Below are 25233 nucleotides of genomic sequence, written 5' to 3'. Positions count from 1 at the left end.
CCCAGGCCGGCCACCGCGGCGACGGGCACGCCGGCCGAGGCGCTTCGGCATACAGGTCGGCGCTGTGCGCGGCCACGACGCTCGGCGCGCACGGCGGCGCGGCTCTGGCTCGAATGGAATTGCAGCGCGCCCTGGTAGTCCTCGGCGCTGGCGCCGATGGCGAAGGCGCCGAGCGCGGCGGCGGCGATCAGGAGTCGGGTGGTTTTCATGGCGGTGTCTTTCAAGAAAAAAAGAAGAGATGGAAGGTGCTTTCGGCACCATCGCCTCCTCTGTGATGTGCTTCGGTGGCGATGCATGAATTACATCGACGGGCTGTATCCGCGATGTGTCGAGCCACCCGCGGATTTGCATGCGCGTGTGTTCACCGCGCCTGCCAGACACAGTGGCGTACAAATCCGAAGGAAAAGATGAGGACGGCGGCTAGGCCGCGGGACCCTTGAGTTCGACGGTGTTGCCGTCGGGGTCGCGCAAGTAGATCGACGGGCCGTTGCCCTCGGCGCCGAAGTTGTGCTGCACGTCGCCGTCGAGGGCCACGCCGTGCGCGGCCATCAGCGCGCGGATGCCCGCTTCGTCGAAGGGCTCGATGCGCAGGCACAGGTGGTCGAGGTTGCGGCCCTCGGTGCCGGGCAGCGCCCCGCCCTGCCGGCCGAGCGGGCCGTCGGGCGTGACGAGGTCGATCAGGCTCGCGCCGGCGCGCAGGTGCACGAGCCCCAGGTCATCGCGCCGCTTCTCGACGCTGCAGCCGAGCACGTCGCAGTAGAACGCGACGGCGCGCTCCATGTCCTTCACGCGCAGCACGACATGGTCGATGCGCAACACCGAGAACGGTGGGCGCATCGGGCTGGTCATGGCGGCCTCTTCAGTGGCGCGGGTTCAGACCACGCCGGCCGAGCGCAGGGCGTCGAAGCGGGCGTCGTCGATGCCCATTTCGGCCAGCACTTCGCGCGTGTGCTGGCCCAGCGCCGGCGGCGCATGCCGCAGCACGGGCGGCGTGGCCGACAGGCGCAGCGGGCTCGCCACGCCGGTGATGCTGGCGATGCCGTCGCCCGCATCGCGCGGCAGCGTGACCTTCAGGCCGCGCGCCTGCACCTGCGCGTCGTCGAAGGCCTGCGCGATGTCGTTGATCGGGCCGCAGGGCACGGCCTTGTCTTCGAGCAGCGTGACCCACGCGGCCGTGGTGCGGGTGCGCGTGAGCGCTTCCATCATCGGGATCAGCACGAGCCGGTGCTTCACGCGCAGCGTGTTGGTGGCAAAGCGCGCGTCGCTCGCCCACTCGGGGTGGCCGGCGGCTTCGCAGAAGCGCGCGAACTGGCCGTTGTTGCCGATGGCCAGCAGCATCGAACCGTCCTGCGTCGGAAAGTCCTGGTACGGCGCCAGGCTCGGGTGCGTGTTGCCCTGGCGCTTGGGCGCTTCGCCGGTGTTGAGAAAGGCGCTGGCCTGGTTCGCGAGGATGGCCATGCCCACGTCGAGCAGCGCCATGTCGATGTGCTGGCCTTCGCCGGTGCGGTCGCGCACCTGCAGCGCCGCGAGGATGGCGGTGCTGGCGTACACGCCCGTGAACAGGTCGGTCAGCGCCACGCCCACGCGCAGCGGGCCGCCGCCGGGCACGTCGTCGGGGCGGCCGGTGATGCTCATCATGCCGGTCATGGCCTGGATCATCAGGTCGTAACCCGCGCGCTCGGCGTACGGGCCGTCGTGGCCGAAGCCGGTCACGCTGCAGTAGATGAGGCGCGGGTTGGCCGCGCGCAGGCTTTCCTGGTCGAGGCCGTATTGCTTCAGCCCGCCGGTCTTGAAGTTCTCCACCACGATGTCGGCCTGCGCCGCCATCTGCAGCAGCAACGCCTGCCCCTCGGGCGTGGCCATGTCGACCGTGACCGAGCGCTTGTTGCGGTTGCAGGACGTGAAGTAGCTGGCCTGGTCGGAGTCGTTGCCGTTCGCGTCCTTGATGAAGGGCGGGCCCCAGGTGCGCGTGTCGTCGCCGACGCCGGGGCGTTCGATCTTGACGACATCGGCGCCCAGGTCCGCCAGGATCTGCGTGCACCACGGGCCCGCGAGCACGCGGGACAGATCCAGGACCTTGATGCCGTCCAGGGCCGCTGCAGGTTTGTTCATCGTCATCTACGTCGGTGTTGTCTTGCAGTGCGAGGGAGGCCGCGGAACCGGCTTTGCCGGGCCGCTGGCGTCGCCCCCTGAAAGGGGGTTGGCGTCTACACGAAGTGAGTAAGACTGGGGGTTAGTTCGAAAACGCTGCAATGCCGGTGATGGCGCGGCCCAGGATGAGGGCGTGGATGTCGTGCGTGCCTTCGTAGGTGTTGACCACTTCGAGGTTCACCAGGTGGCGGGCCACGCCGAACTCGTCGCTGATGCCGTTGCCGCCCATCATGTCGCGCGCCATGCGGGCGATGTCCAGCGACTTGCCGCAGTTGTTGCGCTTCATGATCGAGGTGATCTCGACCGCGGCAATGCCTTCGTCCTTCATGCGGCCCAGGCGCAGGCTGCCTTGCAGGCCCAGCGTGATCTCGGTCTGCATGTCGGCCAGCTTCTTCTGGATCAGCTGGTTGGCGGCCAGGGGCGGCCGAACTGCTTGCGGTCCAGCGTGTACTGGCGGGCGCGGTGCCAGCAGTCTTCGGCGGCACCCAGGGCACCCCACGAGATGCCGTAGCGGGCGCTGTTCAGGCAGGTGAACGGGCCCTTGAGGCCCTGCACTTCGGGGAAGGCGTTTTCTTCGGGGCAGAACACGCCGTCCATCACGATTTCGCCGGTGATGCTGGCGCGCAGGCCGACCTTGCCGTGGATGGCGGGGGCGCTCAGGCCCTTCATGCCCTTTTCGAGCACGAAGCCGCGGATCGGGCCCACGGTGCCGCTTTCGCTGACTTCCTTGGCCCACACCACGAACACGTCGGCGATGGGCGAGTTGCTGATCCACATCTTCGAGCCGCTGAGCGAGTAGCCGCCCGGCACCTTCTTGGCGCGCGTGGCCATGCTGCCGGGGTCGGAGCCGTGGTCGGGTTCGGTCAGGCCGAAGCAGCCGATCCATTCGCCGGTGGCGAGCTTGGGCAGGAACTTCTGCTTCTGGCCTTCGGTGCCGAATTCGAAGATCGGCACCATCACCAGCGAGCTCTGCACGCTGGCCATCGAGCGGTAGCCCGAGTCGACGCGCTCGACTTCGCGGGCGATCAGGCCGTAGGCCACGTAGTTCAGGCCGGGGCCGCCGTACTGTTCGGGGATGGTCGGGCCGAGCAGGCCGAGCGCGCCCATTTCACGGAAGATGGCGGGGTCGGTCTCGCCGGTGCGGAAGCCCTCGATGACGCGGGGCGCCAGGCGCTCCTGGCAGTAGGCATTGGCCGCGTCGCGGATCATGCGTTCTTCGTCGGTCAGTTGCTGGTCGAGAAGAAGGGGGTCGTCCCAGTGGAATTGCGCTTTGGCGGCCATGTGGCTGTCTCCGGAAAAGGGGAAGGAAAAAGAAGAAAGACGGGAATCGGTCGATCCTAGCCACGCGCAGGCCATGACGCAAACGAGGATTCCTCACCCAGATATGCGTTTGTAGAATGTCTTGCAAGATGTTTGTGCGGCGTCTTCATTGACGGGCGCCGCGCCCCATTCCTACTTTTCAGGCATACATGCGCCGCAAGATCCCGCCCCTGCAGACCCTGGTGTGCTTCGACGCCGCCGCGCGCCACGAGAGCTACACGCGCGCCGCGCAGGAGCTGGCCCTGACGCAGAGCGCGGTGTCGCGCCAGATCGGCACGCTCGAGGCCTTCCTGGGCGTGGCGCTGTTTCGCCGCACGCGGCACGGCGTGGCGCTCACGGCCAGCGGCGCGGCCTATGCGCGGCAGACCGCCAAGCGGCTCGAGGCCATGGAGCGCGACACGCTCGACGCCATGGCCCACCAGGGCGAAGGCGGCTCGCTGTCGCTGGCGGCCGTGCCCACCTTCGCCACCCGCTGGCTGATGCCGCGCCTGAAGAGCTTCGCGGCGCTGCAGCCCGACGTGGTGGTGCACATCGAGACGCGCACCCGCCCCTTTCTTTTCGCCGATGCGGAGTTCGACGCCGCGCTGTACGCCGGCACGCCCGCGCAGGTCGAGAACTGGGCCGGCACGCGCGCGCTGCTGCTGATGCACGAGGACGTGGTGCCGGTGTGCAGCCCCGCCCTGCTGCCGCGCGGCGGCAAGCCCGTGACCCCGGCCGCCATCGCCAGGATGCCGCTGCTGCAGCAGAGCACGCGGCCCGACGGCTGGCGCCAGTGGTTCGACGCGCAGCAGATCGATGCGCCCAACGCACGCGGCGGGCCGCGCTACGAGCTGTTCTCGATACTGGCCGCCGCAGCCTCGCACGGGCTGGGCGTGGCGCTGATGCCGACGATGCTGGTGGCCGACGAACTCGCGCGCGGCGAGCTGGTGGTCGCGTGCGCGCGGCCCTTGTCGGGCGAGCGCAATTACTACCTGGTGACGCCCGAGCGGGCCGACCAGCGGCCGCTGCTGAAGTTCTTCAGCGACTGGCTGCTGGGGCAGGCGCGGCAAGGCTGAGCACGCATGCCGCGCGACCACCGGGCCGAGTACGAATGGCGCATGCACAAGGTGCTGACGCACATCGACGACCACCTGGACGAAGCGCTCGACCTCGCGGCGCTGGCCGACGTGGCGCATTTCTCGGCGTTCCACTTTCACCGGCTGTTCGCGGCGTGGGCCGGCCAGACGCTGGGCGACTACGTGCGGCACCGGCGCATCGAGGTCGCGGCGCTGCGGCTGGCGACGCAGCCGCGCGTGTCGGTGCTGAACGCGGCGCTGTCGGTGGGCTTCGGCTCGGGCGAGGCGTTCTCGCGGGCGTCAGCGCGCACTTCGGCAGTTCGCCGACCGCGTGGCGCAAGGCGCACCGCTGGGAGCCGGTCGACGAAAAGCGCAATCCTGATCAGATCGCATTGCACGGCTTCACGAAGAATGGGCCTTCATCGCGCGACGCCGCGCTTCTGGAGACCACGCCCATGAACGTCGAACTCATCACCCGCCCGCCCGTCACCGTTGCCTACCTGCGCTACACCGGCCCGTTCGGCGCGCCGGTGGGGGCCTTCTGGAACACGCAGGTGGCGCCGTGGATCACCGCGCACAACCTGTGGTCGCATCCGCGCTATGGCATCAGCCACGACGACCCGAGCATCACCGCGCCCGAGCAGTCGCGCTACGACGCCTGCGTGGAAGTGCCCGAAGACTTCGTGCCCGACGGCGGCTTCCTGAAGACGGTGCTGCCCGGCGGACGCTATGCCGCGATGAAGTTCCACGCCTGCCGGCGGAAATCAACGGCGCCTGGACGCGCCTGTTGCGCGACTGGCTGCCGGCCAGCGGCTTCCAGTTCGACAACCGGCTCGCGTTCGAATACTACCCGGCGTGCGGCGCCTTCGACGAGAAGACCGGCGCCTTCGAATGCGACATCTGCATTCCGATCGCGCCGCTTTGAAGAAGCGCCCGGCGGCCGGCTGACAGGGCCTGGTCAGGCCTTCGTCGCGGGCCGGGCGCTTCGCGGGCGTAGGCTTCGATGAGCGCCGGAAAGGCGTCCATCGCGGGCAAGGCGCCGAAGCTGTGCTTCGCCGACGTGGCGGCCCAGGGCAGCTTCTCGTCGGTCCAGGTCTCGACGAAGGGCGCGACCCAGGCGTGCTCGTCGAGCATCGACGGCCGCAGGTTCACGAAATAGTCGAGGCCTTCGGTGCGCGTGAACATCCAGCTCTTGCAGTGCGGGCAGAAGTAGTGGTGCGATTCTTCGCCGTGCAGCCCGCCGACGACGGGCTCGCCCGACACCACCTCGAAGCCAGTCGAGGGAATGGCGAGCGAGAGCGAGAAGGCGCTCGCGCTCATGGTCTGGCAGCCGGTGCAGTGGCAGGCCATCGACAGCAGCGGCGGCGCGCTGATGCGCAGGCGCACCTGGCCGCAGCGGCAGCCGCCGCTCCAGGGGAGTTGCCAGTCGCTGGCGGGGTCGGGGGAAGGATTCGAGGTGCTCATGGGGTGCTCATGGGGTACTAAGGCCCTTTTGGGGTGACTGTGGGGGGTGACTGTGGGGGTGGCGGTGGTGCCGTCTTCTTCGGCTGTGAAACGCGGGGCGGCTTGAACGGCCCCGTCACTTTCTCCAGCCACGGATCGCACACGGCCAGCAGCTGCGGATCGACCTTGAACTGGGGGTCGCGCGCGTCGAAAAGAACCGACTTCTTCGCCTGCGCACGCACCAGCGCGAAGGCGTCCTTTTCGGAGCGGCTGTTGTCGAACATGAGCGTCATGTTGGCGATCTGCGCCGCATGCCCGACCGCCGCCTGCGTGCGCGGAAACCGTTCGACCAGCTTCTTGCGGTCCACGTCGTGGCCGCCCTGCTGCTTGCGCGTGCTCACGCGAAACACGGACATGTCGACCGAGATCAGCCCGACGAAGAGCAGCACCACGAAATAGCCCGCGTCCTGCATCGCGCGGATGTCGTCGGCCTTCGATTCGTGGCCGCCGCCGGGCAGCGGCTTCCAGTGGGAGAACACGGTTTCGAAGGCGAACGGCATGCGCTGGTCCATCACCAGGCTCTTGAAGGCGCGCACGCCTTCCTGGGACAGCACCTGCCACTTCTGGTCGTCGTCGCGCAGGCGCTGGGCCCACGGGGGAATGTGCCCGGTGCGGGGGTCGGCGTCGGGCAGGATCGACATCATCATGCGGTCGGCGTTGACCAGCGGCATCTGCAGGGAGCCCGCCAGGCGCGAGTACCAGAGGGTCGACTTGCCGGAGCCGTTGTGGCCCGCCAGCACGAACGCCACCGGGCGCGGGCCGCGCGTCTGCTCGAGGAGCTTTTCGAGCTTCGGCGGACGAAGGCTCACGCCTTGCTCGCGCGGAACCTGCCGTCGACCAGGCGGCCGATCACCTTGGTGCCGTCGGCCGCTTCGCGAACGACCTTGGTCGGGTCCTGCGGGTAGGCGTGGTACGCGAAGATCTTGGCCGCGTTGGGCCCGCGAAAGACCACGGCCCGGTCGATGCCGGGCTTGGCGAGCGCGCGGGCCGCCTTCTTCAGCAGCACCGTCGTGTTGTCCTCGGGGCGCACGACCGGGCGCGGTGCCCGGCCGACCTTGACCAGCGCCATGCCGCGCCCCAGCGTGGCGACCGACCGGCCTTGCACCAGCTGCCCTGCCGGGTGGTCGCGCGTGGTGGTTTTTTCTCTTGCCATGGGCGGATGATCGCTCAAAACGAACGACGGCCGCCACCCGCCGCGCGAAAACCCGCGTCCGAAAACGGCGAGCGCCGCAGCGGCCGAAACCGGACACTCGCGGCATGACACGCCCGCATCCCTCGCCCAGGCCCTCGACTGGCCCCGCATCGAAACCGAGCTCGCCACGCGCGGCTGCGCCACCACCGGGCCGCTCTTCACCGAGAAGGAATGCGCCGCGCTCTCGGCCATGTACGACCAGCCCGGCCACTTCCGCAGCCGCGTCGTGATGCAGCGCCACGGCTTCGGCCAGGGCGAGTACCAGTACTTCGCGTACCCGCTGCCGCAGAAGCTGGCCGCGTGGCGCGGCGCGCTGTACGAGCGCCTGGCGCCGCTGGCCAACGCATGGGCCACGGCGATGGGCCAGCCGGCCGACTACCCGCCGGACCACGCGGCCTACCTCGCGCGCTGCCACGCGGCCGGCCAGCCGCGCCCCACCCCGCTGCTGCTGCGCTACCAGGAAGGCGACTACAACTGCCTGCACCAGGACCTGTACGGCGAGCTGCAATTCCCGCTGCAGCTCACGGTGCTGCTGAGCCAGCCGGGCGAGGACTTCACGGGCGGCGAGTTCGTGCTGACCGAGCAGCGCCCGCGCATGCAGTCGCGCGCCGAGGTGGTGTCGCTCGCGCGCGGCGAGGCGGTGATCTTCGCGGTCAACCAGCGGCCGGTGACGGGCACGCGCGGCAGCTACCGCGTGACGATGCGCCACGGCGTGAGCCGGCTGCGCTCGGGGCGGCGGCACACGCTGGGCATCATCTTCCACGACGCCGGCTAGCGGCTTTCTTCATTCGGGAAGACGGACCGCGCGGGAAGCCTCTATCATTCCGAGCAATTGCTCACCTCCCGCCTGCTTTTCACGCCCATGCCCACATCCCGCCCCCCGTCTTCGCGTGCCGGCCTTTCCCCCCGGCGCGAGCCGACACAGGCCCGCGCCACCGCCACGCGCGCCGCCATCCTCGAGGCGGCGGCTCGCGTCCTGGAGCAAGGCGGCCTGTCGGCCTTCAACACCAACCGGGTGGCCGAAGTGGCGGGCATCAGCATCGGCTCGCTCTACCAGTACTACCCGCACAAGGCGGCGCTGCTGGTGGCGCTCAGCGAGCAGCAGACGGCCGGGCTGGTCGACCGCTTCGACGACGCCATCACGCGGCTCGGGCCGGCCACGCTGGCGCGCGGCATCCGCGCGCTGATCGAGGTGGCGCTGGCGCACCAGTTCGAGCGCCCGCAGTTGGCGGCCGCGCTCGACTACGCCGAGCGCGAGCTGCCCATGAGCCCCACGCTGCAATTGCACCGGCACGCCCTGCTGGCGAGCCTGGTGGCTTTTCTTTCAGCGCACCGCGCCGAAGTCGCCGGCGACTTGCGGCAGGTGGCCGCCGACCTGCGGACCATCGTGCAGTCGCTGATCGACGGGGCCGCGCTGCGCGGCGAGCCGAACGGCAAGCCGCTGCGCGCGCGCGTGGAGCGCGCGGCGCTGGGTTACCTGGGCTACCGGCCATCCTGATTTCCCCTCACTGCCATTCTTTGCGGTACTGAAGCCATTCGGGCCCAGACCGGTGAAAATCAGCCCCGCATCCGGCACCCGCCAGGACCCCCGACACCAATGATCGGGGCCGTGGGCCCGCCGTTTGCCGGCTCGCGCCCCTCGTGGCGCGGGTGCGCTCGAGTGGTCGTCAGGGAGCTGTATGAACAAGAACTCGTCCGGGAATCCGGGTGTGGCGGGAAAGCCGCCTTTTGAATCCGCCGCCGCCGCGGTGCCGTTGCGGCGCCCTCGGCGCTTCAGGGTCGATGTGGGCACCATCGTCAGCGCGGTGGCACTCGCGCAGTCGCTGCTGCTGGTGTCGCTGGGCTACTGGGGGTCGCAGCGGCTGGTCTCGCGCATCGGCACTTCCGCGCACAAGGCCAACCACGACCGCACCCAGGACAAGGTGCTGGCCTTCCTGCAGAAGGCCGAGTCGGTGGTCAACGCGGTGGCCAGCGCCCCCAGCCTGCGGCCGGCGGGCGACAACTCCGAAAGAACATCGGAGCTGCTGTGGACGCTGCTGGCGCAGTCGCCGGAGCTCGACAGCATCTACGTGGCCAACGATGCCGGCCAGATGCTGATGGCGCTGCGCTACCCCACGCCCGCCATGCGGCACATCGAGCGCGGGCCCGACTTCACCACCGAGACCTGGCACTACAAGCGGCCGCCGGAGGCCGAGTCCGACGCGCAGAACCGCTACGCCACGCAGCGCATCGAGGCCTTCCGCAGCAGCTACGACCCGAACAAGCGCGGCTGGTACCTGCAGGCCTGCAAGGCGCAGGGGCCGATCTGGACGCCGCCCTACGTGTTCGCCGCCGCGCAGGAGCTGGGCGTGACCTACGCGCTGCCCGGCAAGCGCCGCTATGCCGAGGGCAGCACGCAGTCGCTCGTGGTGGCGGGCGACGTGTCGCTGGGCCGGCTGTCGGGGTTCGTGCGGCAGTTCAGCAGCACCGCCGGCTACGGCGACAGCGCCCTGCTCAGCGCCGACTTCCGCGTGCTCGCGCGCAGCGACCAGCAGGGCGCGCTGCACAAGCTGGAAGCGCCGACGGGCGTGCTCGGCGCGCTGCACGACCACATGATGGCCGGGGGCACGGCGGGCAGCGGCAGCGACACCGCCTTTTCCTTCGCCTACGAGGGGCGCGGCTACCTGGTGCAGACCTCGTTCATTCCCAGCACCGGCTGGCAACTGGTGAGCTGGGTGCCCGAAGACATGCTGCTGGGCGACCTGCGGCGCGCGGTGCTGTGGGGCCTCCTGGTGGCGCTGGGCTTCCTGGCGATCGCGCTGTTCATGTCGCTGAAGCTGTCGCGTCTGGTGACGTCGCCGGTCGAGAACCTTTCGCACATCGCGCGCCGCATCGGCCTGCTGGAGCTGGACAACCTGCCGCGCGAGCCGAGCCGCGTGCTCGAGATCCAGCACCTGGACCAGGCGCTGGACGACTCGGCGCGCAGCCTCAAGGCCTTCAGCAAGTTCGTGCCGGTCGACGTGATCAACCAGCTGATCGCCGAGGGCCATGCGCTCGCGCCCAACGGCTCGCCGCGCCGCATCACGGTGATGTTCACCGACGTGGAGGGCTTCACCTCGATCTCGGAGTCGCTGGACACCGACGTGCTGGTGGGCATGCTCACGCAGTACTTCAACCTCGCGGCCGGCGTGTTCGCGCGGCACGGCGGCGTGATCGACAAGTTCATCGGCGACGGCATCATGGTGCTGTGGGGCGCGCCCGCCGACCTGCCCGACGCGGAGTACAAGGCCTGCCTGGCCGCGCTGGAGCTGCACATCGAAATGGACGAGCTCAACCGCCAGTGGGCCGAACAGGGCCTGCCCGAGTTCCGCACGCGCGTGGGCCTTCATACGGGCGTGGTGATCGCGGGGGTGCTGGGCTCGAACGACCGGCTGTCTTACACCGCGTTCGGCGATGTCATCAACGTGGCCAGCCGCATCGAGGGCATCAACAAGCAGCTGGGCACGCAGGTGCTGATGTCGCAGGTGACCTTCGCCGGCCTGCGCGGCCGGCTGCACACGCGGCGCATCGAAGAACTCGTGGAGCTGCGCGGCCGGCAGACGCGCATGGTGCTCTACGAGCTGATGACGTCCTGAAGGCTTTTCAGCGCGGAGACTGGGTGACGCGCACCAGCACCAGGTTGGCGCTGTTGCCGTTGCCCTGCGTGAGCACCGAGTACTGCGTGTCGTTGATGAACAGCAGCTGCTCGCCGCGCGAGATGCGCGCCGACACGGCATAGCGCATGCGCGGGTCGATGCGGGCGGCGTCCACCTTCAGTTCGTAGGCGAAGGGCGGCTGCTTGCCGTCGGCCTTGAAGCGCTGCTCGGCCAGCACGGTCGAGGGCGCGTCCATGCGCGACACGTCGAGCAACTGCACCACGACTTCGGCCGCGGGATCGAGCGCGATGCGCTCGCGGTAGGCCACGGTGCCGCTCACGCGCAGCGACGAGGCACCGGTGGCGGGCGTGGACGGCGACGAGGGCGCCGCGCAGGCACTCAGCAAAGAAGCGCCTGCCACGGCGGAAAGGATGAGGAGGCTGGTACGTCTTTTCATGCGCCCATTATGCGGAGGCACGCTCCGCGGCAAAGGCCACATACCACTCGAGGCTGCCGGGGTTTGCCATCGCCTCGCGGTTGACGACCTTCTCGATGGGCTGGCCCAGCAGCAGCTTCTTGATCGGCAGCTCCTGCTTCTTGCCCGAGAGCGTGCGCGGAATCTCGGCCACCTGGAAGATGTCGTTGGGCACGAAGCGCGGCGACAGCGAGGTCTTGATGGCGTTGTGGATGCGCGCGCGCATGGCGTCGTCCAGCGCCACGCCGGGGCGCAGCACCACGAACAGCGGCATGTAGCTGTCGCGGCCCAGGTATTCGAGGTCGACCACCATCGAGTCGAGCACCTCGGGCAGGCCCTCGACCGCGCTGTAGATCTCGCTGGTGCCCATGCGCAGGCCCTGGCGGTTGATGGTGGCGTCGCTGCGACCGTAGATGATGCAGCCGCCGTCGGTGCCGATCCTGATCCAGTCGCCGTGGCGCCACACGCCGGGGTAGGTGTCGAAGTAGCTCGACAGGTAGCGCGCGTTGCCCTCGTCGCCCCAGAAGTACAGCGGCATCGACGGAATGGGTTGCGTGCACACCAGCTCGCCCACCTCGCCGATGACGGGCTGGCCGCTGTCGTTCCAGGCCTCGACCGCGTGGCCGAGCTCGCGGCACTGCATCTGGCCCGGCACTTCGGGCAGGTCGCGGTTGCCGCCGACGAAGGCGCCGCAGAAGTCGGTGCCGCCCGAGATGTTGCACCACCACACATCCTTGGAGCCCGCGTCGAGAATCTGCCGCGAGCCCCAGCGCTGCACTTCTTCGGGCAGCGGCGAGCCGGTGCTGCCGAGCGCGCGCACGCGCGACAGGTCGCCGCAGTCCCTGGCCACGAGGCCGGCTTTCATGCAGTTGGTGAAGTAGGCCGCGCCCGCGCCGAAGAACGTCACTTTGTGCCGCGCGACGAAGCGCCACAGCACGCTCCAGTCGGGCTTTTCCTTGCTGCCCGCCGGGTTGCCGTCGTAGATGCAGATGGTGGCGCCGAAGGCCATGCCCGAGAGCTGCGAGTTCCACATGACCCAGCCCGTGGAGCTGTACCAGTGGTAGCGCTCGCCGTGGTTGTTGGCGCCGTAGCTGGGCCCCACGTCGTTGTGCAGGCCGCATGCGTGCATGGTGAGGATGATGCCGCCCTGCCCGTGCACGATGGGCTTGGGCAGGCCGGTGGTGCCGCTGGAGTAGACGATCCAGATCGGATGGTCGAAGGGCAGCCATTCGGGCTCGAAGGCGTTCACCTCGTCGTCGTAGCGGCCGATGGCGTTCGACCAGCCGATGTCGTGCGGCACCGCGCTGGCGGCGAACGGCGACTTCACCAGCAGCAGCTTCTGCACGCTGGGCAGCTGGCCGCGCAGCTCCTGCAGCACGCCGCTGCGGTCCAGCGGCTTGCCACCGTAGTGCACGCCGTCGACCGCGATCAGCACCTTGGGCTCGATCTGGCGGAAGCGGTCGGCCACGGCGGCGGTGCCCATGTCGGGCGCGCACACGCTCCAGATCGCGCCGATGCTGGAGCACGCCAGAAACGCGACCATGGTCTCGGGCACGTTGGGCATGTAGGCCGCGACGCGGTCGCCGCGCCGCACGCCCAGCGACTTGAGCGTGAGCGCGACCGATGCGACCTGCCGGCGCATTTCGGGCCACGACAGTTCGCGCACGTCGCCGCGTTCGTTGTCGCTCACGATGGCGGGCATGCCGGCGGCATGCGCCGCGTCGACGTGGCGCAGCACCTCGCGCGCGTAGTTGACCTGGGCACCGGGGAACCAGCGCGCGCCGGGCATGCGCCGTTCGGCCAGCACCGCGGCGTTGGCGGCGAGCGGCGTGGGCGACTGGATGGCGGCGTAGTCCCAGATGCTGCGCCAGAAGGCGTCCAGCTCGGTGACCGACCAGCGCCACATCGCGTCGTAGCTGTCGAAGGCAAGGCCGCGCGTCTCGCGCAGCCAGTTCTGATAGAGGCGGATCTGGGGAATGTTGGGGGCGGACATGGCTTGAGCGTAGCGCCCCGCCATGGCGTGCTCAATCCGGGTTGACCTCAGGGTTTGTACGCGTGTACAAGTATTTTGTACAACTGTTCAATACGCCCCCATGAGTACCCGCACACCGACCGCCAGGCACGGCGCCTCGCGCGCCGCGGCGCCTGCCGCCGCCGCAGTCGCCACCGAGACTGTTCGCCCCGACCGCAAGCACGCCATCCTGCTGGCGGCCGAAAAACTGTTCGCGCGCCACGGCTACCACGTGGTCACGATCCGCCAGATCGCCGAGGAAGCCGGCGTGCCGCTGGCGCTGGTGGGCTACTACTACGGGCCCAAGCAGGACCTGTTCCACGCGATCTTCGAGCACTGGGGCCACACCATCGAGGAGCGGCTGGCCGGCCTCGCGGCGGTCGACAACAACCCCGACGACGCGCGCACGCTGCCGCGCATCATCGAAGCCTTCACCGCGCCAGTGCTGGCGCTGCGCGCGAGCGCCGAAGGCGAGTACTACGCGCTGCTGGTGGCGCGCGAGCTGTACCACGCGACCGAAGAAGCCGACCGCGTGATGCGCAGCTACTTCGACCCGCTGGCCGAGGCCTACATCGACGCCCTGCACGTCGCGCTGCCGCACGCCACGCGCGGCCAGGTTGCGTGGGGCTACCAGTTCGCGCTGGGCGCGCTGCTGCACCACCTGAACGACACGCGCATCGAGCGGCTCTCGCGCGGCGAGAACAAGCGCGCCGACCCGGCCGTGGCGCCGGTGCTCGTGAACTTCATCGTCGGCGGCCTGCGCGCGGCGCTGCCGCGCCCGAAGACGGCCAGGACCCCACCCACGAAAAACACCCCCGGAGACAGAAGACATGACAAAGACCCCGACGATGAAACGGCGCACCTTGCTGTCGGCGCTGGCCGCGGCATCGGCCGGCGCCGCCCTGCCCGCGTTCGCGCAGAGCAACCCGAAGATCGTGTTCGGCTACACGGCCGTGACTGATTTCGCCTCGGTGTTCGTGGCCGCCGAAGAGGGCTGCTTCAAGAAGCGCAACCTCGACGTGGAGCTCAAGTTCATTCCGCTGAACTCGACCATTCCGGCGGCGCTGCAGTCCGACTCGCTGCAGATCGGCGGGCCCACGCCCTCGGTGTTCCTGCAGGCGGTGGACGGCGGGCTCGACCTGGTGCTGGTGGCCGGCGGCGGGGTCACGGCGAAGACCTTCACCGGCTTCGGCCTGGTGGCGCGCGCGGGCGCGGGCATCAAGAGCGCGCAGGACTGCGTGGGCAAGAAGATCGGCGTGCCGGGCCTGGGCGCCTTCCTGCACGTGACCTTCCGCGCGTGGCTGAAGGACAGCGGCGTGGACTACCGCAAGGTCAACTTCGTGGAGGCCGCGTTCCCGCAGCATGCCGACCTGCTGCGCGGCGGCTCGGTCGACGCGGTGGTGTCGGCCGACCCGTTCATGAGTCGCATCACCGAAAGCGGCGCGGGCTACGTGGCCTCTTATTACTCGACCTTTTTGCCCGAGAACAACCAGACCATCGTGCACGCGGCCAAGCGCGAGTGGGTGGCGAAGAACCCGGCGGCGGCGCGCGCCTTTCGCGAGGCGCTGGTCGAGGCGGCCGCGTTCATGCAGCAGCCGAAGAACGACGCCAGGGTGCGCGCGGCCATCGGCAAGTACATCAAGCTGCCGCCCGACGTGCTGGCCAAGGTGCAGATCTCGCCGCCCGGCCCGATCGTCACCGAGAAGCAGCTCGCCTACTGGACCGGGCTCATGAAGGAGCAGGACATGCTCAAGACGAACATCGACGTGGCGAAGCTGGTGGCCAAGTGATCTCCGCCCCCGCCCCCGCCCACGTCACCGCGCGCGCCGCCCTGGCGGCCAGCGCCTTCCATTCGCCAGCCAGCCCCCCGATGCAAGCCACCCCTTTCCTGCGCTTCGACGGCGTGACCATCCGCCTGGGCGGCCGCGAGATCCTGTCGCCCACTTCGTTCGACGTGGCGCGCGGCGAGTTCGTCTGCATCGTCGGCCCGAGCGGCTGCGGCAAGACCACGCTGCTGCGCGCGGCCAGCGGCCTCGTCACGGCCAGCGCGGGCGAGGTGCGGCGCAACGGCGTGAAGATGACCGAGCCCTCGCGCGAAGTGGCCTTCGTGTTCCAGGACTACGGCCGCGCGCTGCTGCCATGGCGCACGGTGGAAGGCAACGTGAGCCTGGCGCTCGAAGCCGCCGGCGTGCCCGCTGCCGAACGCGCGCCGCGCATTGCCGACGTGCTCGGCAAGGTCGGGCTCGCGAGGCACGCACACAAGTTTCCGGTGCAGCTGTCGGGCGGCATGCAGCAGCGCGCGCAGATTGCGCGCTGCCTTGCGCAGAAGCCCGAGCTGATGATGATGGACGAGCCCTTCGGCGCGCTCGACGCGCTCACGCGGCAGAGCCTGCAGGACGAGCTGGCGCGGCTGGTGCGCGACGACGGGCTCACGGTGCTGTTCGTCACGCACGACCTCGAAGAAGCCATCTACCTCGGCGACCGCGTGATCGCGCTGCAGGCCAACCCCGGACCGGGTCGGCCGAGCCTTGCGCGGATGATCGACGTGAAGATCCCGCGCCCGCGCGACCAGCTCTCGACCAAGGAGCATCCGGACTACCTGCGGTTGCGGCGTGAGCTGTTCGCTTTCATCGAGCAGGGCCATGACTGAGAACCGGCTCCTTCTTCGGGCGCGGCCGTGGGTGCTGCCCCTCGTGCTGATCGGCGCCTTCGAGTGGTACGCGCGGCGCGCGTCCGCGCTGGGCAGCGACTCGCTGGCGCCGCCCAGCGCCGCCGCCAGGGCTTTCGTGGGTGCGGCGATGGACGGCTCGCTCTGGCAGGCCACCGGCTTCACCTTGGGCACGGCGGCGCTCGGCCTGTTGCTGGGCGCGGTGCTCGGCATCGCGTTCGGCGTGGTGCTCGGGCTCTCGCGGCGCGCGGCGCAACTGGGCTCGGTGTCCATCGAGGTGCTGCGCCCCGTGCCGTCGGTTGCGCTGATTCCGCTCGCGATGCTGGGCTTTGGTTTCGGCGTGCGCATGGAGCTGGCCATCGTCGCCTTCGCCACTTTCTGGCCGCTGCTGGTGCTGGTGCAGTCGGCGGTGCAGCAGGTCGAGCCCCGGTTGCTCGAGGTGAGCCGCGTGCTCGGGCTGTCGGCGCGCGAGCGGGCCTTCAAGATCGTGCTGCCGGCCATCGTGCCGCGCCTGTTCGTCGCGCTGCGCCTGGGCGTGGCGGTGGCGCTGGTGGTGGCCGTGACGGTGGAGATCGCGGCCAACCCCAACGGCATGGGCTACGCGATGATGATCGCGCAGCAGAGCCTGGACCCCGCGCTGATGCTCGCGTGGCTGGGCTGGATCGGCATCGTCGGCTTCGCGGTCAACGCGGGCATGGTGCTGCTGCAGCGCGTGGTAGCGCGGCGCATGGGGGTGCAGCCATGAACGCGCGGTCGCACATGAACCGGCTCGGCTCGGTCGGCGTGCTGCTGGCGCTGGTCGCGCTGTGGTGGGTGGCGAGCAACGCGGGCTGGGTCAGCCGCGTGTTTTTGCCGACGCCGCAGGCTACGTTCGCCAGCCTGCTCGAAGGGCTCAACCTCTCGGGCAGCGACAACGGCAGCGGCGAACTGCTCGGCTTCACGCAGGCCACGGTGGGCCGGATGATCGAAGGCTGGCTGCTGGCCTCGCTGTTCGGCGTGTTGCTGGGCGCGGCCATCGGCGTGTCGCCGGCGGTGCGCGCGTGGGTGCAGCCGACGCTCGAATTCATTCGCCCCCTGCCCGCCTCGGCGCTGCTGCCGTTGGCCATTTCGATCTTCGGGCTGAACCCCGGCATGGTGCTGTTCGTGGTGGCGTTCGGCGCGATGTGGCCGGTGCTGCTGGCCACGGTGCACGGCTTCGCGGCCGTGGAGCCGCGCCTGGCGGAAGTGGCACGCTGCCTGGGGATGTCGCGCGCGGCGTACATCTGGAAGATGGGCCTGCCGAACGCCATGCCCGACATCCTGGCCGGCATGCGCCTTGCGCTGACCATTGCGCTGATCGTCGCGGTGGTGGGCGAAATGATCGCCTCGCAAACCGGGCTGGGCCAGGCCATCCTGCTGGCCGCGCGCGCCTTTCGCGCCAGCGACCTGTTCGCCGGCATCGTGCTGCTGGGCCTCATCGGCTTCGTGAGCAATGCGCTGCTGGCCTTTGCCGAGCAGCGCCTGCTGCGCTGGCAGCACCCCTGATTCCTTCGTCTCCCCACACAACACCCCACAAGGAGCTTTCTCACCATGCCCCGTAAATTCGTCGACCTGTCGATCTTCCTGGAGAACGACGTGGTGTCCGACCCGCCGGCCTTCGCGCCGAAGATCCAGTACTTCACGCACGAGCACACCTACGAGCAGATCGAGCCCTTCTTCCCCGGCCTGAAGAAAGAAGACCTGCCCGACGGCGAAGGCTGGGCCGTGGAGCTGGTGCAGCTGTCGACGCACAACGGCACGCACCTGGATGCGCCCTACCACTTCCACTCGACCATGGACAAGGCGCTGGGCGAGAAGAAGCCCGCCATCGCCATCCACGACGTGCCGCTCGAGTGGTGCTTCCAGCCGGGCGTGAAGCTGGACTTTCGCCACTTCGCCGACGGCTACGTGGTGACGGCCGCAGACGTCGAGGCCGAGCTCGCGCGCATCGGCCACACGCTGAGCCCGCTGGAGATCGTGGTGGTCAACACGCGCGCCGGTTCGCGCTACGGCCACCCCGACTACGTGTCGTCGGGCGCGGGCATGGGCTACGAAGCCACGATGTACCTGCTGGAGCGCGGCGTGCGCCTGACGGGCACCGACGCGTGGAGCTGGGACGCGCCCTTCGTGCACACCGCCAAGAAGTACGAAGAGACGAAAGACGCGTCCCTCATCTGGGAAGGCCACAAGGCCGGGCGCGACATCGGCTACTGCCACATCGAGAAGCTGCACAACCTGGAGGCGCTGCCGCCCACCGGCTTTTTCATCAGCTGCTTCCCGCACAAGATCCGCGGCGCATCGGCGGGCTGGACGCGCGCGGTCGCGATCTTCGACGACGCGCTGATGGCTTCGGTGTGAGGGCCCGTTCATGCGCATCGCACTGAATCACACGCACGACAGCCACGCGCGCAGTTGGCTCGAAGCGGCCAACGCGGCGGGCAGCGACTTTCCGATCCAGAACCTGCCGCACGCGGTGTTCCGCCGCGCGGGCAGCGCCGAGGCGTTTCGCGGCGGCGTCGCCATCGGCGACCAGGTGCTGGACCTCGCGGCGCTGGTCTCGCGCCAACCGCTCGAAGGGCTCGCGCTCGACGCGGCACGCGTGGCCGCCCTGCCCGCGCTCAACGATTTCTTCGCGCTCGGCGGCGCCGCCTGGCAGGCGCTGCGCCACGCGCTCTTCGACCTGCTGAAGCACGGCGCGCCCGCCGCCACGGTGCAGGCCGTGCGCGAATGCCTCGTGCCGCAGGCCGAAGCCGAATACACCGTGCCCGCGCGCATCGGCGACTACACCGACTTCTACACCTCGATCGACCACGCGCTGAACATCAGCCGCCTGATGAACCCCGACGGCGACGTGACGCCCAACTTCCGCTGGATTCCGACGGCGTACCACGGCCGCGTGTCGACCATCGGCGTGAGCGGCCAGCGCTTCCACCGGCCGATGGGCCAGTCGATGGCGCCGGGCGCGAAGGCGCCCACCTTCCACGCCTGCGCGCGGCTCGACTACGAGCTGGAGCTGGGCGTGTGGATCGGCACGGGCAATGCGCAGGGCGAGCCGATTCCGCTCGAGCGCGCGGAGGAACACATCTTCGGCATCTGCCTGCTCAACGACTGGTCGGCGCGCGACATCCAGTTCTGGGAGATGGCGCCGCTCGGGCCGTTCCTGGCCAAGAATTTCGCGACCACGATCTCGCCGTGGATCGTGACGATGGAAGCGCTCGCGCCCTACCGGCAAGCGTGGACGCGGCCGGCGAACGAGCCGCAACCGCTGGCCTACCTGGAGAACGCAGCCAACCGCGAAAACGGCGCGCTCGACATCCGGCTCGAGGTCTGGCTCGAGAGCGAGAAGGCGCGCAGCGACAAGACGGGGCCGTCGCGCCTGTCGAGCACCAGCTTCAGGCACCAGTACTGGAGCGTGGCACAGATGGTGACGCACCACACGATGGGCGGCTGCAGCCTGAACCCGGGCGACCTGTTCGGCAGCGGCACGATCTCGGGGCCGGGCGCGGGCGAGGCCGGCGCGATCATCGAGCTGACGCGCGCGGCGCAAAGCCCGGTGACGCTGGCCAACGGCGAGCAGCGCGGCTTTCTCGAAGACGGCGACGCGGTGCTGCTGCGCGGCTGGTGCGAGAAACCGGGGCATGCGCGCATCGGCTTCGGCGAGAGCCGCGGCACGGTATTGCCGGCGCGCGGTTGACGGTCGCGTAAATACTCTTTACAGTCCGCCTCCTTCGAAACGAACACCTGCTCCGGAAGCTTCATCGTGAACACCGCACTGGCCATTGCCACCATCCGCATCGCCTGCCCGGCAACGGGTGGCGCGTTCGCGCACGGCATCGGCCATGCCACGAACCCGCGGCAGCAGCAAACAGGCGAACACATCGCTCCGGGCGGAGGCGGCGCATAGCGCGCACCTCTCTTCAGCACTCTTTACGAAGAGGCCCGGACACCGAATGGTTCCGGGCCTCTTTTCTTTTTGCGTCACCATCGATTCCACAACCACAGGGAGAAAAAAACCATGCGCAAACTTGTCACCGTCCGCACCGTCGACGCCGTCCGTCCCATCCCCGGGGCCGACGCGATCGAATGCGCCATCGTCGAAGGCTGGACCGTCGTCACCAGGAAAGGCGAGTTCGCCGTGGGCGACCGCGGCGTGTTCTTCGAGATCGACGCCTTCCTGCCGCTCGACGACCCGCGCTTCGCTTTCCTGGAGAAGTCGGCCATCACGTGGAACGAACAGCGCGGCGTGCGGCTTCGCACGCTGAAGCTGCGCGGGCAGATCTCGCAAGGGCTCGTCCTGCCGCTGTCGCAGTTCGCCGAAATCGACGCGCTCGCGCTGGCCGACCCCGCGCTGCGCCAGCGCGACTGGGCGGAGCTGTTCGGCGTCGGCAAGTGGGAGCCGGTGGTTCCCGCGTGCCTGTCGGGCGAGGTGGAGGGCGCGTTTCCGTCGTTCATCAGCAAGACCGAGCAGGAACGCGTCCAGAACCTGCCCGATGTGTTCACGGCCAGCGAGGGGCACGCCTTCGAGGTCACGGTCAAGCTCGACGGATCGAGCGTGACCGTGTTCCACCACGCGGGCGCGCTCGGTGTGTGCGGACGCAACTGGCAGCTGCGCGAGACCGCCGGCAACAGCCTGTGGCGCGTGGCGCGGCAAGACCGCCTGCTCGAGGCGCTGGCCACGCTGGGCCGCAACCTGGCGCTGCAGGGCGAGATCGTCGGCGAGGGCATCCAGGGCAACCCGGAGAAGCTGAGCGGCCAGGCGTTCCACGTGTTCGATGTGTTCGACATCGACCGGGGCGGCTACTGCGGCATGGAAGAACGCAATGCCGTCGTCGACGTGCTGCGCGTGCTGGGTGCAACGGTGAACACCGTGCCGCTGCTGGAGGTGAGCACGCTCGAGCGCTTCGGCGGATCGACCGCCGAGGTGCTGGCGTATGCCGAAGGGCCGTCGCTGAACCCCGGGACCTCGCGCGAAGGCGTGGTGTTCAAGCGGCTGGACGGCGAGCTGTCGTTCAAGGCGATCTCGAACAGCTACCTGCTGAAGCACGCGGACCGTTGAGCAGGAAAGAGAGAAAGAAGGCAAGCCGACGAAAGGCTTGCCGCAACGAAAAAGGGCCACCCAGATGGGTGGCCCTTTTCGGCAATGTTGGAGCGGGAGAAGAGTCTCGAACTCTCGACCTCAACCTTGGCAAGGTTGCGCTCTACCAACTGAGCTACTCCCGCGTCGAGCCTCAGATTATAGAGTGACTTTTTGCCCTTTTTCCCGAATCCGAGAAAAAAGTTATTTCATCACGTGCCGAACACCAAGGACCGGTGCATCGACACGCCCGCCATCAACCCGTCCGCCGACGCCAGCGTGGCGTTGGAGAACGCCATTGCAAGGTCGCCCGCCGCGTAGACGCCGGGCACCGTCGACATCTTCATGGCGTCGACGCGCAGCACGCGGCCGAGCGGGCCGTCGTCGAACGCGCAGCCGAGCTGCTCGGCCAGCGGACTGGCCGGCCGCGTGTGCGGCGCGACGAACATCGCGTCGACCGGCACCAGCCTGCCGTCGTCCATGCGCACGCCGGCCAGGGCCGTGCCCTCCCCCTTGAGCCCGGCGATGCGCCCCGGCTCGATGGTCACGCCGCGCGCGCGCAGCCTGGCGCGCACTTCGGCATCGGGGCCCTGGACGTCGTTGAGGAAGAGCGTGGTCGGGCCCCACTCGGCGATCAGCAGCGCATGGTCCGGCGGCCCCCCGCTGTGGAACAGCAGGCCCAGCTTGCGGTCGCCGAACTCGTAGCCGTGGCAGTAGGGACAGTGCAGCACGCTCTTGCCCCAGCGCTCGCCGATGCCGCGGATGTCGGGCAGGCCGTCCTGCACGCCGAAGGACAGCAGCAGCTTGCGGCTCGACAGTTGCTCGCCGTTGTCCAGCGACACGGTGAAGCCCTCTTCGCCGTCGGTGCCGTCGGCTTGCGCCTCCACCACGCCGGCGTTGACGAACTTCACGCTAGGGTACGCGAGCAGCTTCTCGCGCGCGTCGGCCACCATCTTCAGCGGCGGCGTGCCGTCCTGCCCGAAGAAGCCGTGCGACGCGGCGGCAAAACGGTTGCGCGGCGCGCCCGTGTCGACCACGCACACGGTCCTGCGTGCGCGGGCCAACTGCATCGCAGCGGAGAGGCCGGCAAAACTGCCGCCCACGATCAGAGCGTCATGTCGCATGTTCAATGTCCTTTGAGGTGAAGCCGCCGCCCGTCATGCGGCGGTGAAAGTCCCTGGAAAGATCGGCCAGCGTGATGCTGTTGAAACGCTTGAGCAGCAGCGCCTCGGCCTCGTCGCACACGCCGTCGAGCGCGGCGTTCACCGCCTGCTCGACGACGCAGCCCGGGCTTTCGGTGCGGTTGCCCATGGCCAGCAGCGCGGGCGCGCCCACGGCGTTGTGGATGTCGCCCAGCGTGACCGCCGACAGCGAGCACGACAACACCCAGCCGCCGCCATGGCCCTTGGCCGAACTCACGAACCCCGCCTGCCGCAGGCCCGCCATGAGGCGGCGGATGACGACCGGGTTGGTGTGCATCGCGACCGCGAGCAACTCGGAGGTGATGGGGCCGTCCATCTCGGCCATGTGCAGCAGCACGTGGAGAACGCCGGAAAGCTTGCTGTCTCTTTTCATGCAACATTATTAGTTGCATGTGATTGACATGGCAATGCGTGAGGCCTTTTGCGTGCCGACGCTCGAACCGGGTGCGCCGGCCCAACGTTCGAGGCCCCGATTCCGCCGACAGCCGAGTCCCACACGTGCGGGCGACAGTGGCGCACATGGCGACAGATCGCGGCCCGGCCATGGTTGCACCCGGATCGATCGAACCCCGGTCGGTCCTTGAATCGTGACCATGCTACGAAAGGAACAGTCACACATGAAGCAACAACTGCAACACAACCGCATCTTCATCGGCGCCCTGCTCGCGGGCCTGCTGGCCATCGGCGGAGCCGCCCAAGCGCAAGGCGTCGGGGTCGGCGTCGGGGTCAATGCCGACGTGAACGCATCGTCGGGTGGTGGCACACGCGGCACCGCGGGGCAACCACCGGCGCGAATGCCGGCACGAGTGCCGGGGCTCAGGCCAACGGCAGCGGCACGGCCAGCGGCGCGGCCGGATCGGCGGGCAATGCCGTCGGCGGCGTGCTGGGCGGCGCGACGGGCGCTGTCGGCGGGGCCACGAATGCGGTGGGTGGCGTGACCAACACCGTGGGCGGCACGCTGCATGGCGCGACCGGTGCCGTCGGCTCGGCGGGCGGCGCGGTGAAGGCGCCGGCCGCGGGCGTGAAGGCCAACGGCAAGGCCCAGGGTTCGGGCGCTGTCGACGTGCAGAAGTAAGCCCGGCCCCACAACAGAAAGGCCCGCTGCGCTCGATGCGCGGCAGGCCTTTTTGTTCGCCGGGCAAACGCCTCAGTCGATGGGCTTGAGCTTGAACAAACTCGTGACTTCCACATCGAGCACCAGCAGTTCGCGCTGGTTGAACAGCCGCCAACGCCAGCGCAGGATGCCCAGCGTGGGCCGCTTCTCGGACCGGCGCGCCTCGATCACGTCGGCCACCAGCCGCAACGCATCGCCGGGCCGCACGGGGTTGGGCCAGCGCACATGCTCGAGCCCCGGCGATGCGAACGACTCGGAACCCGCCAGCACCGCATCGACCACCAGCCGCATGGCGATCGAGCAGGTGTGCCAGCCGCTGGCGATCAGTCCGCCGAACGGGCTTTCGGCGGCGGCTTGCGCGTCGGTGTGAAACCACTGCGGGTCGTAGGCCCGCGCGAACTGCACCAGTTCGGCTTCGGTGAGCACGTAGGGGCCGGCCTCTATGACCTGGCCCGCATGGAAGTCGGCGAACTGCATCCGCCGCAGCTTAGTACGTTTCCAGGTGCAGCCGGCCTTCGCGCTTCAAGGCGGCGCCGACGGTGTCCCAGTCGAGCCCCGCGTCCTTCGCCACGTCGCGCAGTGCCAGCACCACGCCCTCTTCCATGCTCTTGAGGCCGCACACGTAGAAGTGGCTGCTGCCGTCCTTCAGGAGCGCGGCCAGGTCGGCGGCGCGCTCGCGCATCATGTCCTGCACGTAGCGCTTGGGTTGCCCCGGCGTGCGCGAGAACGCGAGGTTGATGTCGATGAAGTCCTTGGGCAGCGACTGCAGCGGGCCAAAGTACGGCAGCTCCTGCTGCGTGCGCGCGCCGAAGAACAGCATGAGCTTGCCGCCCTCGAACTTGCCGCTCTTGCGCAGGCGGCGACGCCACTCGGTCATGGCGCGCATCGGTGCGCTGCCGGTGCCGGTGCAGATCATCACGATGTGCGACTTGGGGTGGTTCGGCATCAGGAACGACGAACCGAAAGGCCCGACCACCTGCACCGTGTCGCCCACCTTCAGGTCGCACACGTAGTTGGAGCACACGCCGCGCACGGGGTCGCCCTCGTGGTCTTCGGTCACGCGCTTCACCGTGAGCGACACGTTGTTGTAGCCGGGCCGCTCGCCGTTGCGCGGGCTGGCCACCGAGTACTGGCGCGCATGGTGGCGCTTGCCGATGGCGTCGACGCCCGGCGGCACGATGCCAATCGACTGGCCTTCGAGCACCGGGAACGGCACCACCCCGAAGTCGAGCACGATGTGATGCGTCTCGCTGTCGAAGCCGGCTTCGGTGCAGTTGAAGTTGCCGACCACGGTGGCGGTGGTGGGCGTCTTCGGCGGAAAGAGGTTGGTGTACGCATGCGCGGCCGACCACGGCGGCACGCTCGCGCCGTACTGCGCGGAGTTGAAGGCCGGCTCGACCGATTCGACGGCGGCCTGGGCTTGCGTCTGCGCGGGCAATGCGGCGGCGGGGTCGCCGGCGGCGTCGGCCGAAACGCCCGCCGCTTCGAGTTCTTCGGTCGAGAGTTCCTCGGGCAGCGATTCCCAGGTGAACTGCTCCTCGATCGAATACGCGCGCACCACGGGCATGGTGCGCCAGTTGTCGATCGAGCCCGTCGGGCACGGCGAGATGCAGGCCATGCAGCCGTTGCAGGTGTCCGCGCGCACGACGTAATTGTTGTCGTCGTGCGTGATCGCGTTCACGGGGCAGATGGCCTCGCAGGTGTTGCAGCGGATGCAGATCTCGGGGTCGATCAGGTGCTGCTTGATGACCCCGGCTTCAACGGCCATGTCCATGTTGTTCTCCTAGAGCCCTCCCCTTCCGGGGGAGGGTTGGGTGGGGGCCGGCGGCGCTTGTC

Annotated in this window: 27 protein-coding genes, 1 tRNA gene and 3 pseudogenes; 17 read left to right on the top strand and 14 right to left on the bottom strand. The window is 69.0% G+C overall.

Annotated features, from left to right (window positions below; all coding sequences use genetic code 11):
* The 4 genes and pseudogenes from BMG07_RS29375 to BMG07_RS29360 form a co-directional block, all read right to left on the bottom strand.
* Positions 1–209, bottom strand: a pseudogene (locus tag BMG07_RS29375) (helicase SNF2); the annotation flags it as partial.
* 211 nt (positions 210–420) lie between these two features.
* Positions 421–849 (bottom strand): VOC family protein, encoded by a 429-nt coding sequence (locus BMG07_RS29370; RefSeq protein ID WP_198087497.1) that lies wholly within the window; start codon positions 847–849, stop codon positions 421–423.
* Between the two features lie 24 nt (positions 850–873).
* Complete coding sequence (locus tag BMG07_RS29365) at positions 874–2118, bottom strand: CaiB/BaiF CoA-transferase family protein (protein WP_198087496.1); 1245 nt, start codon at positions 2116–2118, stop codon at positions 874–876.
* Positions 2119–2233: 115 nt separating this feature from the next.
* Positions 2234–3432, bottom strand: a pseudogene (locus BMG07_RS29360) (acyl-CoA dehydrogenase).
* A 188-nt stretch (positions 3433–3620) separates the two neighbouring features.
* On the opposite strand from BMG07_RS29360, the gene BMG07_RS29355 reads away from it, so the two are divergent.
* From BMG07_RS29355 to BMG07_RS43055, 3 genes and pseudogenes are all read left to right on the top strand, one after another.
* Positions 3621–4526 (top strand): LysR substrate-binding domain-containing protein, encoded by a 906-nt coding sequence (locus BMG07_RS29355; protein ID WP_198087495.1) that lies wholly within the window; start codon positions 3621–3623, stop codon positions 4524–4526.
* Between the two features lie 6 nt (positions 4527–4532).
* Complete coding sequence (locus BMG07_RS43060) at positions 4533–4985, top strand: helix-turn-helix domain-containing protein (protein ID WP_269759529.1); 453 nt, start codon at positions 4533–4535, stop codon at positions 4983–4985.
* Positions 4982–5215: pseudogene (locus tag BMG07_RS43055) on the top strand (GyrI-like domain-containing protein); the annotation flags it as partial. The gene BMG07_RS43060 and the pseudogene BMG07_RS43055, both read left to right, overlap by 4 nt.
* A 157-nt stretch (positions 5216–5372) precedes the next feature.
* Here BMG07_RS43055 and BMG07_RS29345 read toward each other — a convergent pair.
* The 3 genes from BMG07_RS29345 to BMG07_RS29335 are packed head-to-tail and all read right to left on the bottom strand — an operon-like array spanning position 5373 to position 7182.
* Positions 5373–5990 (bottom strand): GFA family protein, encoded by a 618-nt coding sequence (locus BMG07_RS29345; RefSeq protein ID WP_198087494.1) that lies wholly within the window; start codon positions 5988–5990, stop codon positions 5373–5375.
* A 17-nt stretch (positions 5991–6007) separates the two neighbouring features.
* Positions 6008–6838: a zeta toxin family protein gene (locus tag BMG07_RS29340; RefSeq protein WP_198087493.1), complete on the bottom strand. Its 831-nt coding sequence runs from the start codon at positions 6836–6838 to the stop codon at positions 6008–6010.
* Entirely contained in the window at positions 6835–7182 is a 348-nt protein-coding gene (locus BMG07_RS29335; protein ID WP_269759528.1) for a hypothetical protein, read from the bottom strand. The genes BMG07_RS29340 and BMG07_RS29335 overlap by 4 nt, the downstream gene beginning before the upstream one ends.
* 148 nt (positions 7183–7330) lie before the next feature.
* On the opposite strand from BMG07_RS29335, the gene BMG07_RS29330 reads away from it, so the two are divergent.
* The 3 genes from BMG07_RS29330 (at position 7331) to BMG07_RS29320 (ending at position 10835) form a co-directional block, all read left to right on the top strand.
* Entirely contained in the window at positions 7331–7996 is a 666-nt protein-coding gene (locus tag BMG07_RS29330) for a 2OG-Fe(II) oxygenase (protein ID WP_198087499.1), read from the top strand.
* A gap of 87 nt (positions 7997–8083) precedes the next feature.
* Positions 8084–8719, top strand: coding sequence for a TetR/AcrR family transcriptional regulator (locus tag BMG07_RS29325; RefSeq protein ID WP_198087492.1), 636 nt, complete (start codon positions 8084–8086; stop codon positions 8717–8719).
* Between the two features lie 181 nt (positions 8720–8900).
* Positions 8901–10835, top strand: a complete 1935-nt coding sequence (locus tag BMG07_RS29320) for an adenylate/guanylate cyclase domain-containing protein (RefSeq protein ID WP_198087491.1) — start codon at positions 8901–8903, stop codon at positions 10833–10835.
* Between the two features lie 7 nt (positions 10836–10842).
* Here BMG07_RS29320 and BMG07_RS29315 read toward each other — a convergent pair whose 3' ends face one another.
* Both BMG07_RS29315 and BMG07_RS29310 read right to left on the bottom strand, forming a co-directional pair.
* Positions 10843–11292 (bottom strand): YbaY family lipoprotein, encoded by a 450-nt coding sequence (locus tag BMG07_RS29315; protein WP_198087490.1) that lies wholly within the window; start codon positions 11290–11292, stop codon positions 10843–10845.
* A gap of 7 nt (positions 11293–11299) precedes the next feature.
* Entirely contained in the window at positions 11300–13303 is a 2004-nt protein-coding gene (locus BMG07_RS29310) for an acetoacetate--CoA ligase (RefSeq protein ID WP_198087489.1), read from the bottom strand.
* Between the two features lie 100 nt (positions 13304–13403).
* On the opposite strand from BMG07_RS29310, the gene BMG07_RS29305 reads away from it, so the two are divergent.
* From BMG07_RS29305 to BMG07_RS29265, 9 genes are all read left to right on the top strand, one after another.
* On the top strand, positions 13404–14282 hold the full coding sequence (locus BMG07_RS29305; RefSeq protein WP_198087488.1) for a TetR/AcrR family transcriptional regulator: 879 nt from the start codon (positions 13404–13406) through the stop codon (positions 14280–14282).
* On the top strand, positions 14170–15111 hold the full coding sequence (locus BMG07_RS29300) for an ABC transporter substrate-binding protein (protein WP_198087498.1): 942 nt from the start codon (positions 14170–14172) through the stop codon (positions 15109–15111). The genes BMG07_RS29305 and BMG07_RS29300 overlap by 113 nt, the downstream gene beginning before the upstream one ends.
* A gap of 80 nt (positions 15112–15191) precedes the next feature.
* A complete protein-coding gene (locus tag BMG07_RS29295; RefSeq protein WP_269759527.1) occupies positions 15192–15971 on the top strand; it encodes an ABC transporter ATP-binding protein in 780 nt (259 codons plus the stop codon).
* Positions 15964–16734 carry an ABC transporter permease gene (locus BMG07_RS29290; RefSeq protein WP_198087486.1) on the top strand — a complete coding sequence of 257 codons (771 nt, stop codon included), beginning with the start codon at positions 15964–15966 and terminating at the stop codon, positions 16732–16734. The genes BMG07_RS29295 and BMG07_RS29290 overlap by 8 nt, the downstream gene beginning before the upstream one ends.
* The gene (locus BMG07_RS29285; protein WP_198087485.1) at positions 16731–17513 is read left to right on the top strand and encodes an ABC transporter permease; all 783 of its coding nucleotides are present in this window, start codon (positions 16731–16733) and stop codon (positions 17511–17513) included. The genes BMG07_RS29290 and BMG07_RS29285 overlap by 4 nt, the downstream gene beginning before the upstream one ends.
* A gap of 45 nt (positions 17514–17558) precedes the next feature.
* Positions 17559–18365 carry a cyclase family protein gene (locus BMG07_RS29280; protein WP_198087484.1) on the top strand — a complete coding sequence of 269 codons (807 nt, stop codon included), beginning with the start codon at positions 17559–17561 and terminating at the stop codon, positions 18363–18365.
* 10 nt (positions 18366–18375) lie between these two features.
* Entirely contained in the window at positions 18376–19701 is a 1326-nt protein-coding gene (fahA, locus tag BMG07_RS29275) for a fumarylacetoacetase (protein WP_198087483.1), read from the top strand.
* 66 nt (positions 19702–19767) lie between these two features.
* On the top strand, positions 19768–19911 hold the full coding sequence (locus tag BMG07_RS29270; RefSeq protein WP_198087482.1) for a hypothetical protein: 144 nt from the start codon (positions 19768–19770) through the stop codon (positions 19909–19911).
* 111 nt (positions 19912–20022) lie between these two features.
* Positions 20023–21063, top strand: a complete 1041-nt coding sequence (locus BMG07_RS29265; RefSeq protein ID WP_198087481.1) for an RNA ligase (ATP) — start codon at positions 20023–20025, stop codon at positions 21061–21063.
* Positions 21064–21151: 88 nt separating this feature from the next.
* Here BMG07_RS29265 and BMG07_RS29260 read toward each other — a convergent pair.
* The 3 genes from BMG07_RS29260 to BMG07_RS29250 all read right to left on the bottom strand — a co-directional run bounded on the left by BMG07_RS29260 (position 21152) and on the right by BMG07_RS29250 (position 22656).
* Positions 21152–21227: transfer RNA gene (locus BMG07_RS29260), tRNA-Gly, on the bottom strand.
* Between the two features lie 66 nt (positions 21228–21293).
* Complete coding sequence (locus BMG07_RS29255) at positions 21294–22205, bottom strand: NAD(P)/FAD-dependent oxidoreductase (protein WP_198087480.1); 912 nt, start codon at positions 22203–22205, stop codon at positions 21294–21296.
* On the bottom strand, positions 22195–22656 hold the full coding sequence (locus BMG07_RS29250) for an Rrf2 family transcriptional regulator (RefSeq protein ID WP_198087479.1): 462 nt from the start codon (positions 22654–22656) through the stop codon (positions 22195–22197). Before BMG07_RS29250 ends, BMG07_RS29255 begins: the two co-directional genes overlap by 11 nt.
* A 244-nt stretch (positions 22657–22900) precedes the next feature.
* Between BMG07_RS29250 and BMG07_RS29245 the strand changes: the two genes are divergently transcribed.
* Positions 22901–23221 (top strand): hypothetical protein, encoded by a 321-nt coding sequence (locus tag BMG07_RS29245; protein WP_269759526.1) that lies wholly within the window; start codon positions 22901–22903, stop codon positions 23219–23221.
* Positions 23218–23358 (top strand): hypothetical protein, encoded by a 141-nt coding sequence (locus BMG07_RS43050; RefSeq protein ID WP_269759525.1) that lies wholly within the window; start codon positions 23218–23220, stop codon positions 23356–23358. Before BMG07_RS29245 ends, BMG07_RS43050 begins: the two co-directional genes overlap by 4 nt.
* Positions 23359–23430: 72 nt before the next feature.
* Here the strand turns inward: BMG07_RS43050 and BMG07_RS29240 are convergent, their stop codons facing one another.
* Positions 23431–23874, bottom strand: coding sequence for a MaoC family dehydratase (locus tag BMG07_RS29240; RefSeq protein ID WP_198087478.1), 444 nt, complete (start codon positions 23872–23874; stop codon positions 23431–23433).
* Between the two features lie 10 nt (positions 23875–23884).
* Positions 23885–25171: a benzoyl-CoA 2,3-epoxidase subunit BoxA gene (boxA, locus tag BMG07_RS29235; RefSeq protein WP_198087477.1), complete on the bottom strand. Its 1287-nt coding sequence runs from the start codon at positions 25169–25171 to the stop codon at positions 23885–23887.
* Positions 25172–25233 lie beyond the last annotated feature (62 nt).

The sequence above is a fragment of the Variovorax sp. E3 genome (genome assembly GCF_016082275.1).
GTDB lineage: Bacteria > Pseudomonadota > Gammaproteobacteria > Burkholderiales > Burkholderiaceae_C > Variovorax.
This window is presented reverse-complemented; position numbering and strand designations above follow the sequence as displayed.

Bases quoted from the DNA above. Each gene is read 5' to 3' on its own strand.
- BMG07_RS29255 (WP_198087480.1), bottom strand. From the start codon at position 22,205: ATGCGACATGACGCTCTGATCGTGGGCGGCAGTTTTGCCGGCCTCTCC.
- BMG07_RS29280 (WP_198087484.1), top strand. From the start codon at position 17,559: ATGCCCCGTAAATTCGTCGACCTGTCGATCTTCCTGGAGAACGACGTG.
- BMG07_RS29290 (WP_198087486.1), top strand. From the start codon at position 15,964: ATGACTGAGAACCGGCTCCTTCTTCGGGCGCGGCCGTGGGTGCTGCCC.
- boxA (WP_198087477.1), bottom strand. From the start codon at position 25,171: ATGGACATGGCCGTTGAAGCCGGGGTCATCAAGCAGCACCTGATCGAC.
- BMG07_RS29355 (WP_198087495.1), top strand. From the start codon at position 3,621: ATGCGCCGCAAGATCCCGCCCCTGCAGACCCTGGTGTGCTTCGACGCC.
- BMG07_RS29345 (WP_198087494.1), bottom strand. From the start codon at position 5,990: ATGAGCACCTCGAATCCTTCCCCCGACCCCGCCAGCGACTGGCAACTC.
- BMG07_RS29240 (WP_198087478.1), bottom strand. From the start codon at position 23,874: ATGCAGTTCGCCGACTTCCATGCGGGCCAGGTCATAGAGGCCGGCCCC.
- BMG07_RS29320 (WP_198087491.1), top strand. From the start codon at position 8,901: ATGAACAAGAACTCGTCCGGGAATCCGGGTGTGGCGGGAAAGCCGCCT.
- BMG07_RS29365 (WP_198087496.1), bottom strand. From the start codon at position 2,118: ATGACGATGAACAAACCTGCAGCGGCCCTGGACGGCATCAAGGTCCTG.
- BMG07_RS29265 (WP_198087481.1), top strand. From the start codon at position 20,023: ATGCGCAAACTTGTCACCGTCCGCACCGTCGACGCCGTCCGTCCCATC.
- fahA (WP_198087483.1), top strand. From the start codon at position 18,376: ATGCGCATCGCACTGAATCACACGCACGACAGCCACGCGCGCAGTTGG.
- BMG07_RS29315 (WP_198087490.1), bottom strand. From the start codon at position 11,292: ATGAAAAGACGTACCAGCCTCCTCATCCTTTCCGCCGTGGCAGGCGCT.
- BMG07_RS29310 (WP_198087489.1), bottom strand. From the start codon at position 13,303: ATGTCCGCCCCCAACATTCCCCAGATCCGCCTCTATCAGAACTGGCTG.
- BMG07_RS29305 (WP_198087488.1), top strand. From the start codon at position 13,404: ATGAGTACCCGCACACCGACCGCCAGGCACGGCGCCTCGCGCGCCGCG.
- BMG07_RS43060 (WP_269759529.1), top strand. From the start codon at position 4,533: ATGCCGCGCGACCACCGGGCCGAGTACGAATGGCGCATGCACAAGGTG.
- BMG07_RS29325 (WP_198087492.1), top strand. From the start codon at position 8,084: ATGCCCACATCCCGCCCCCCGTCTTCGCGTGCCGGCCTTTCCCCCCGG.
- BMG07_RS29245 (WP_269759526.1), top strand. From the start codon at position 22,901: ATGAAGCAACAACTGCAACACAACCGCATCTTCATCGGCGCCCTGCTC.
- BMG07_RS29335 (WP_269759528.1), bottom strand. From the start codon at position 7,182: ATGGCAAGAGAAAAAACCACCACGCGCGACCACCCGGCAGGGCAGCTG.
- BMG07_RS29285 (WP_198087485.1), top strand. From the start codon at position 16,731: ATGAACGCGCGGTCGCACATGAACCGGCTCGGCTCGGTCGGCGTGCTG.
- BMG07_RS29370 (WP_198087497.1), bottom strand. From the start codon at position 849: ATGACCAGCCCGATGCGCCCACCGTTCTCGGTGTTGCGCATCGACCAT.
- BMG07_RS29300 (WP_198087498.1), top strand. From the start codon at position 14,170: ATGAAACGGCGCACCTTGCTGTCGGCGCTGGCCGCGGCATCGGCCGGC.
- BMG07_RS29295 (WP_269759527.1), top strand. From the start codon at position 15,192: ATGCAAGCCACCCCTTTCCTGCGCTTCGACGGCGTGACCATCCGCCTG.
- BMG07_RS29250 (WP_198087479.1), bottom strand. From the start codon at position 22,656: ATGAAAAGAGACAGCAAGCTTTCCGGCGTTCTCCACGTGCTGCTGCAC.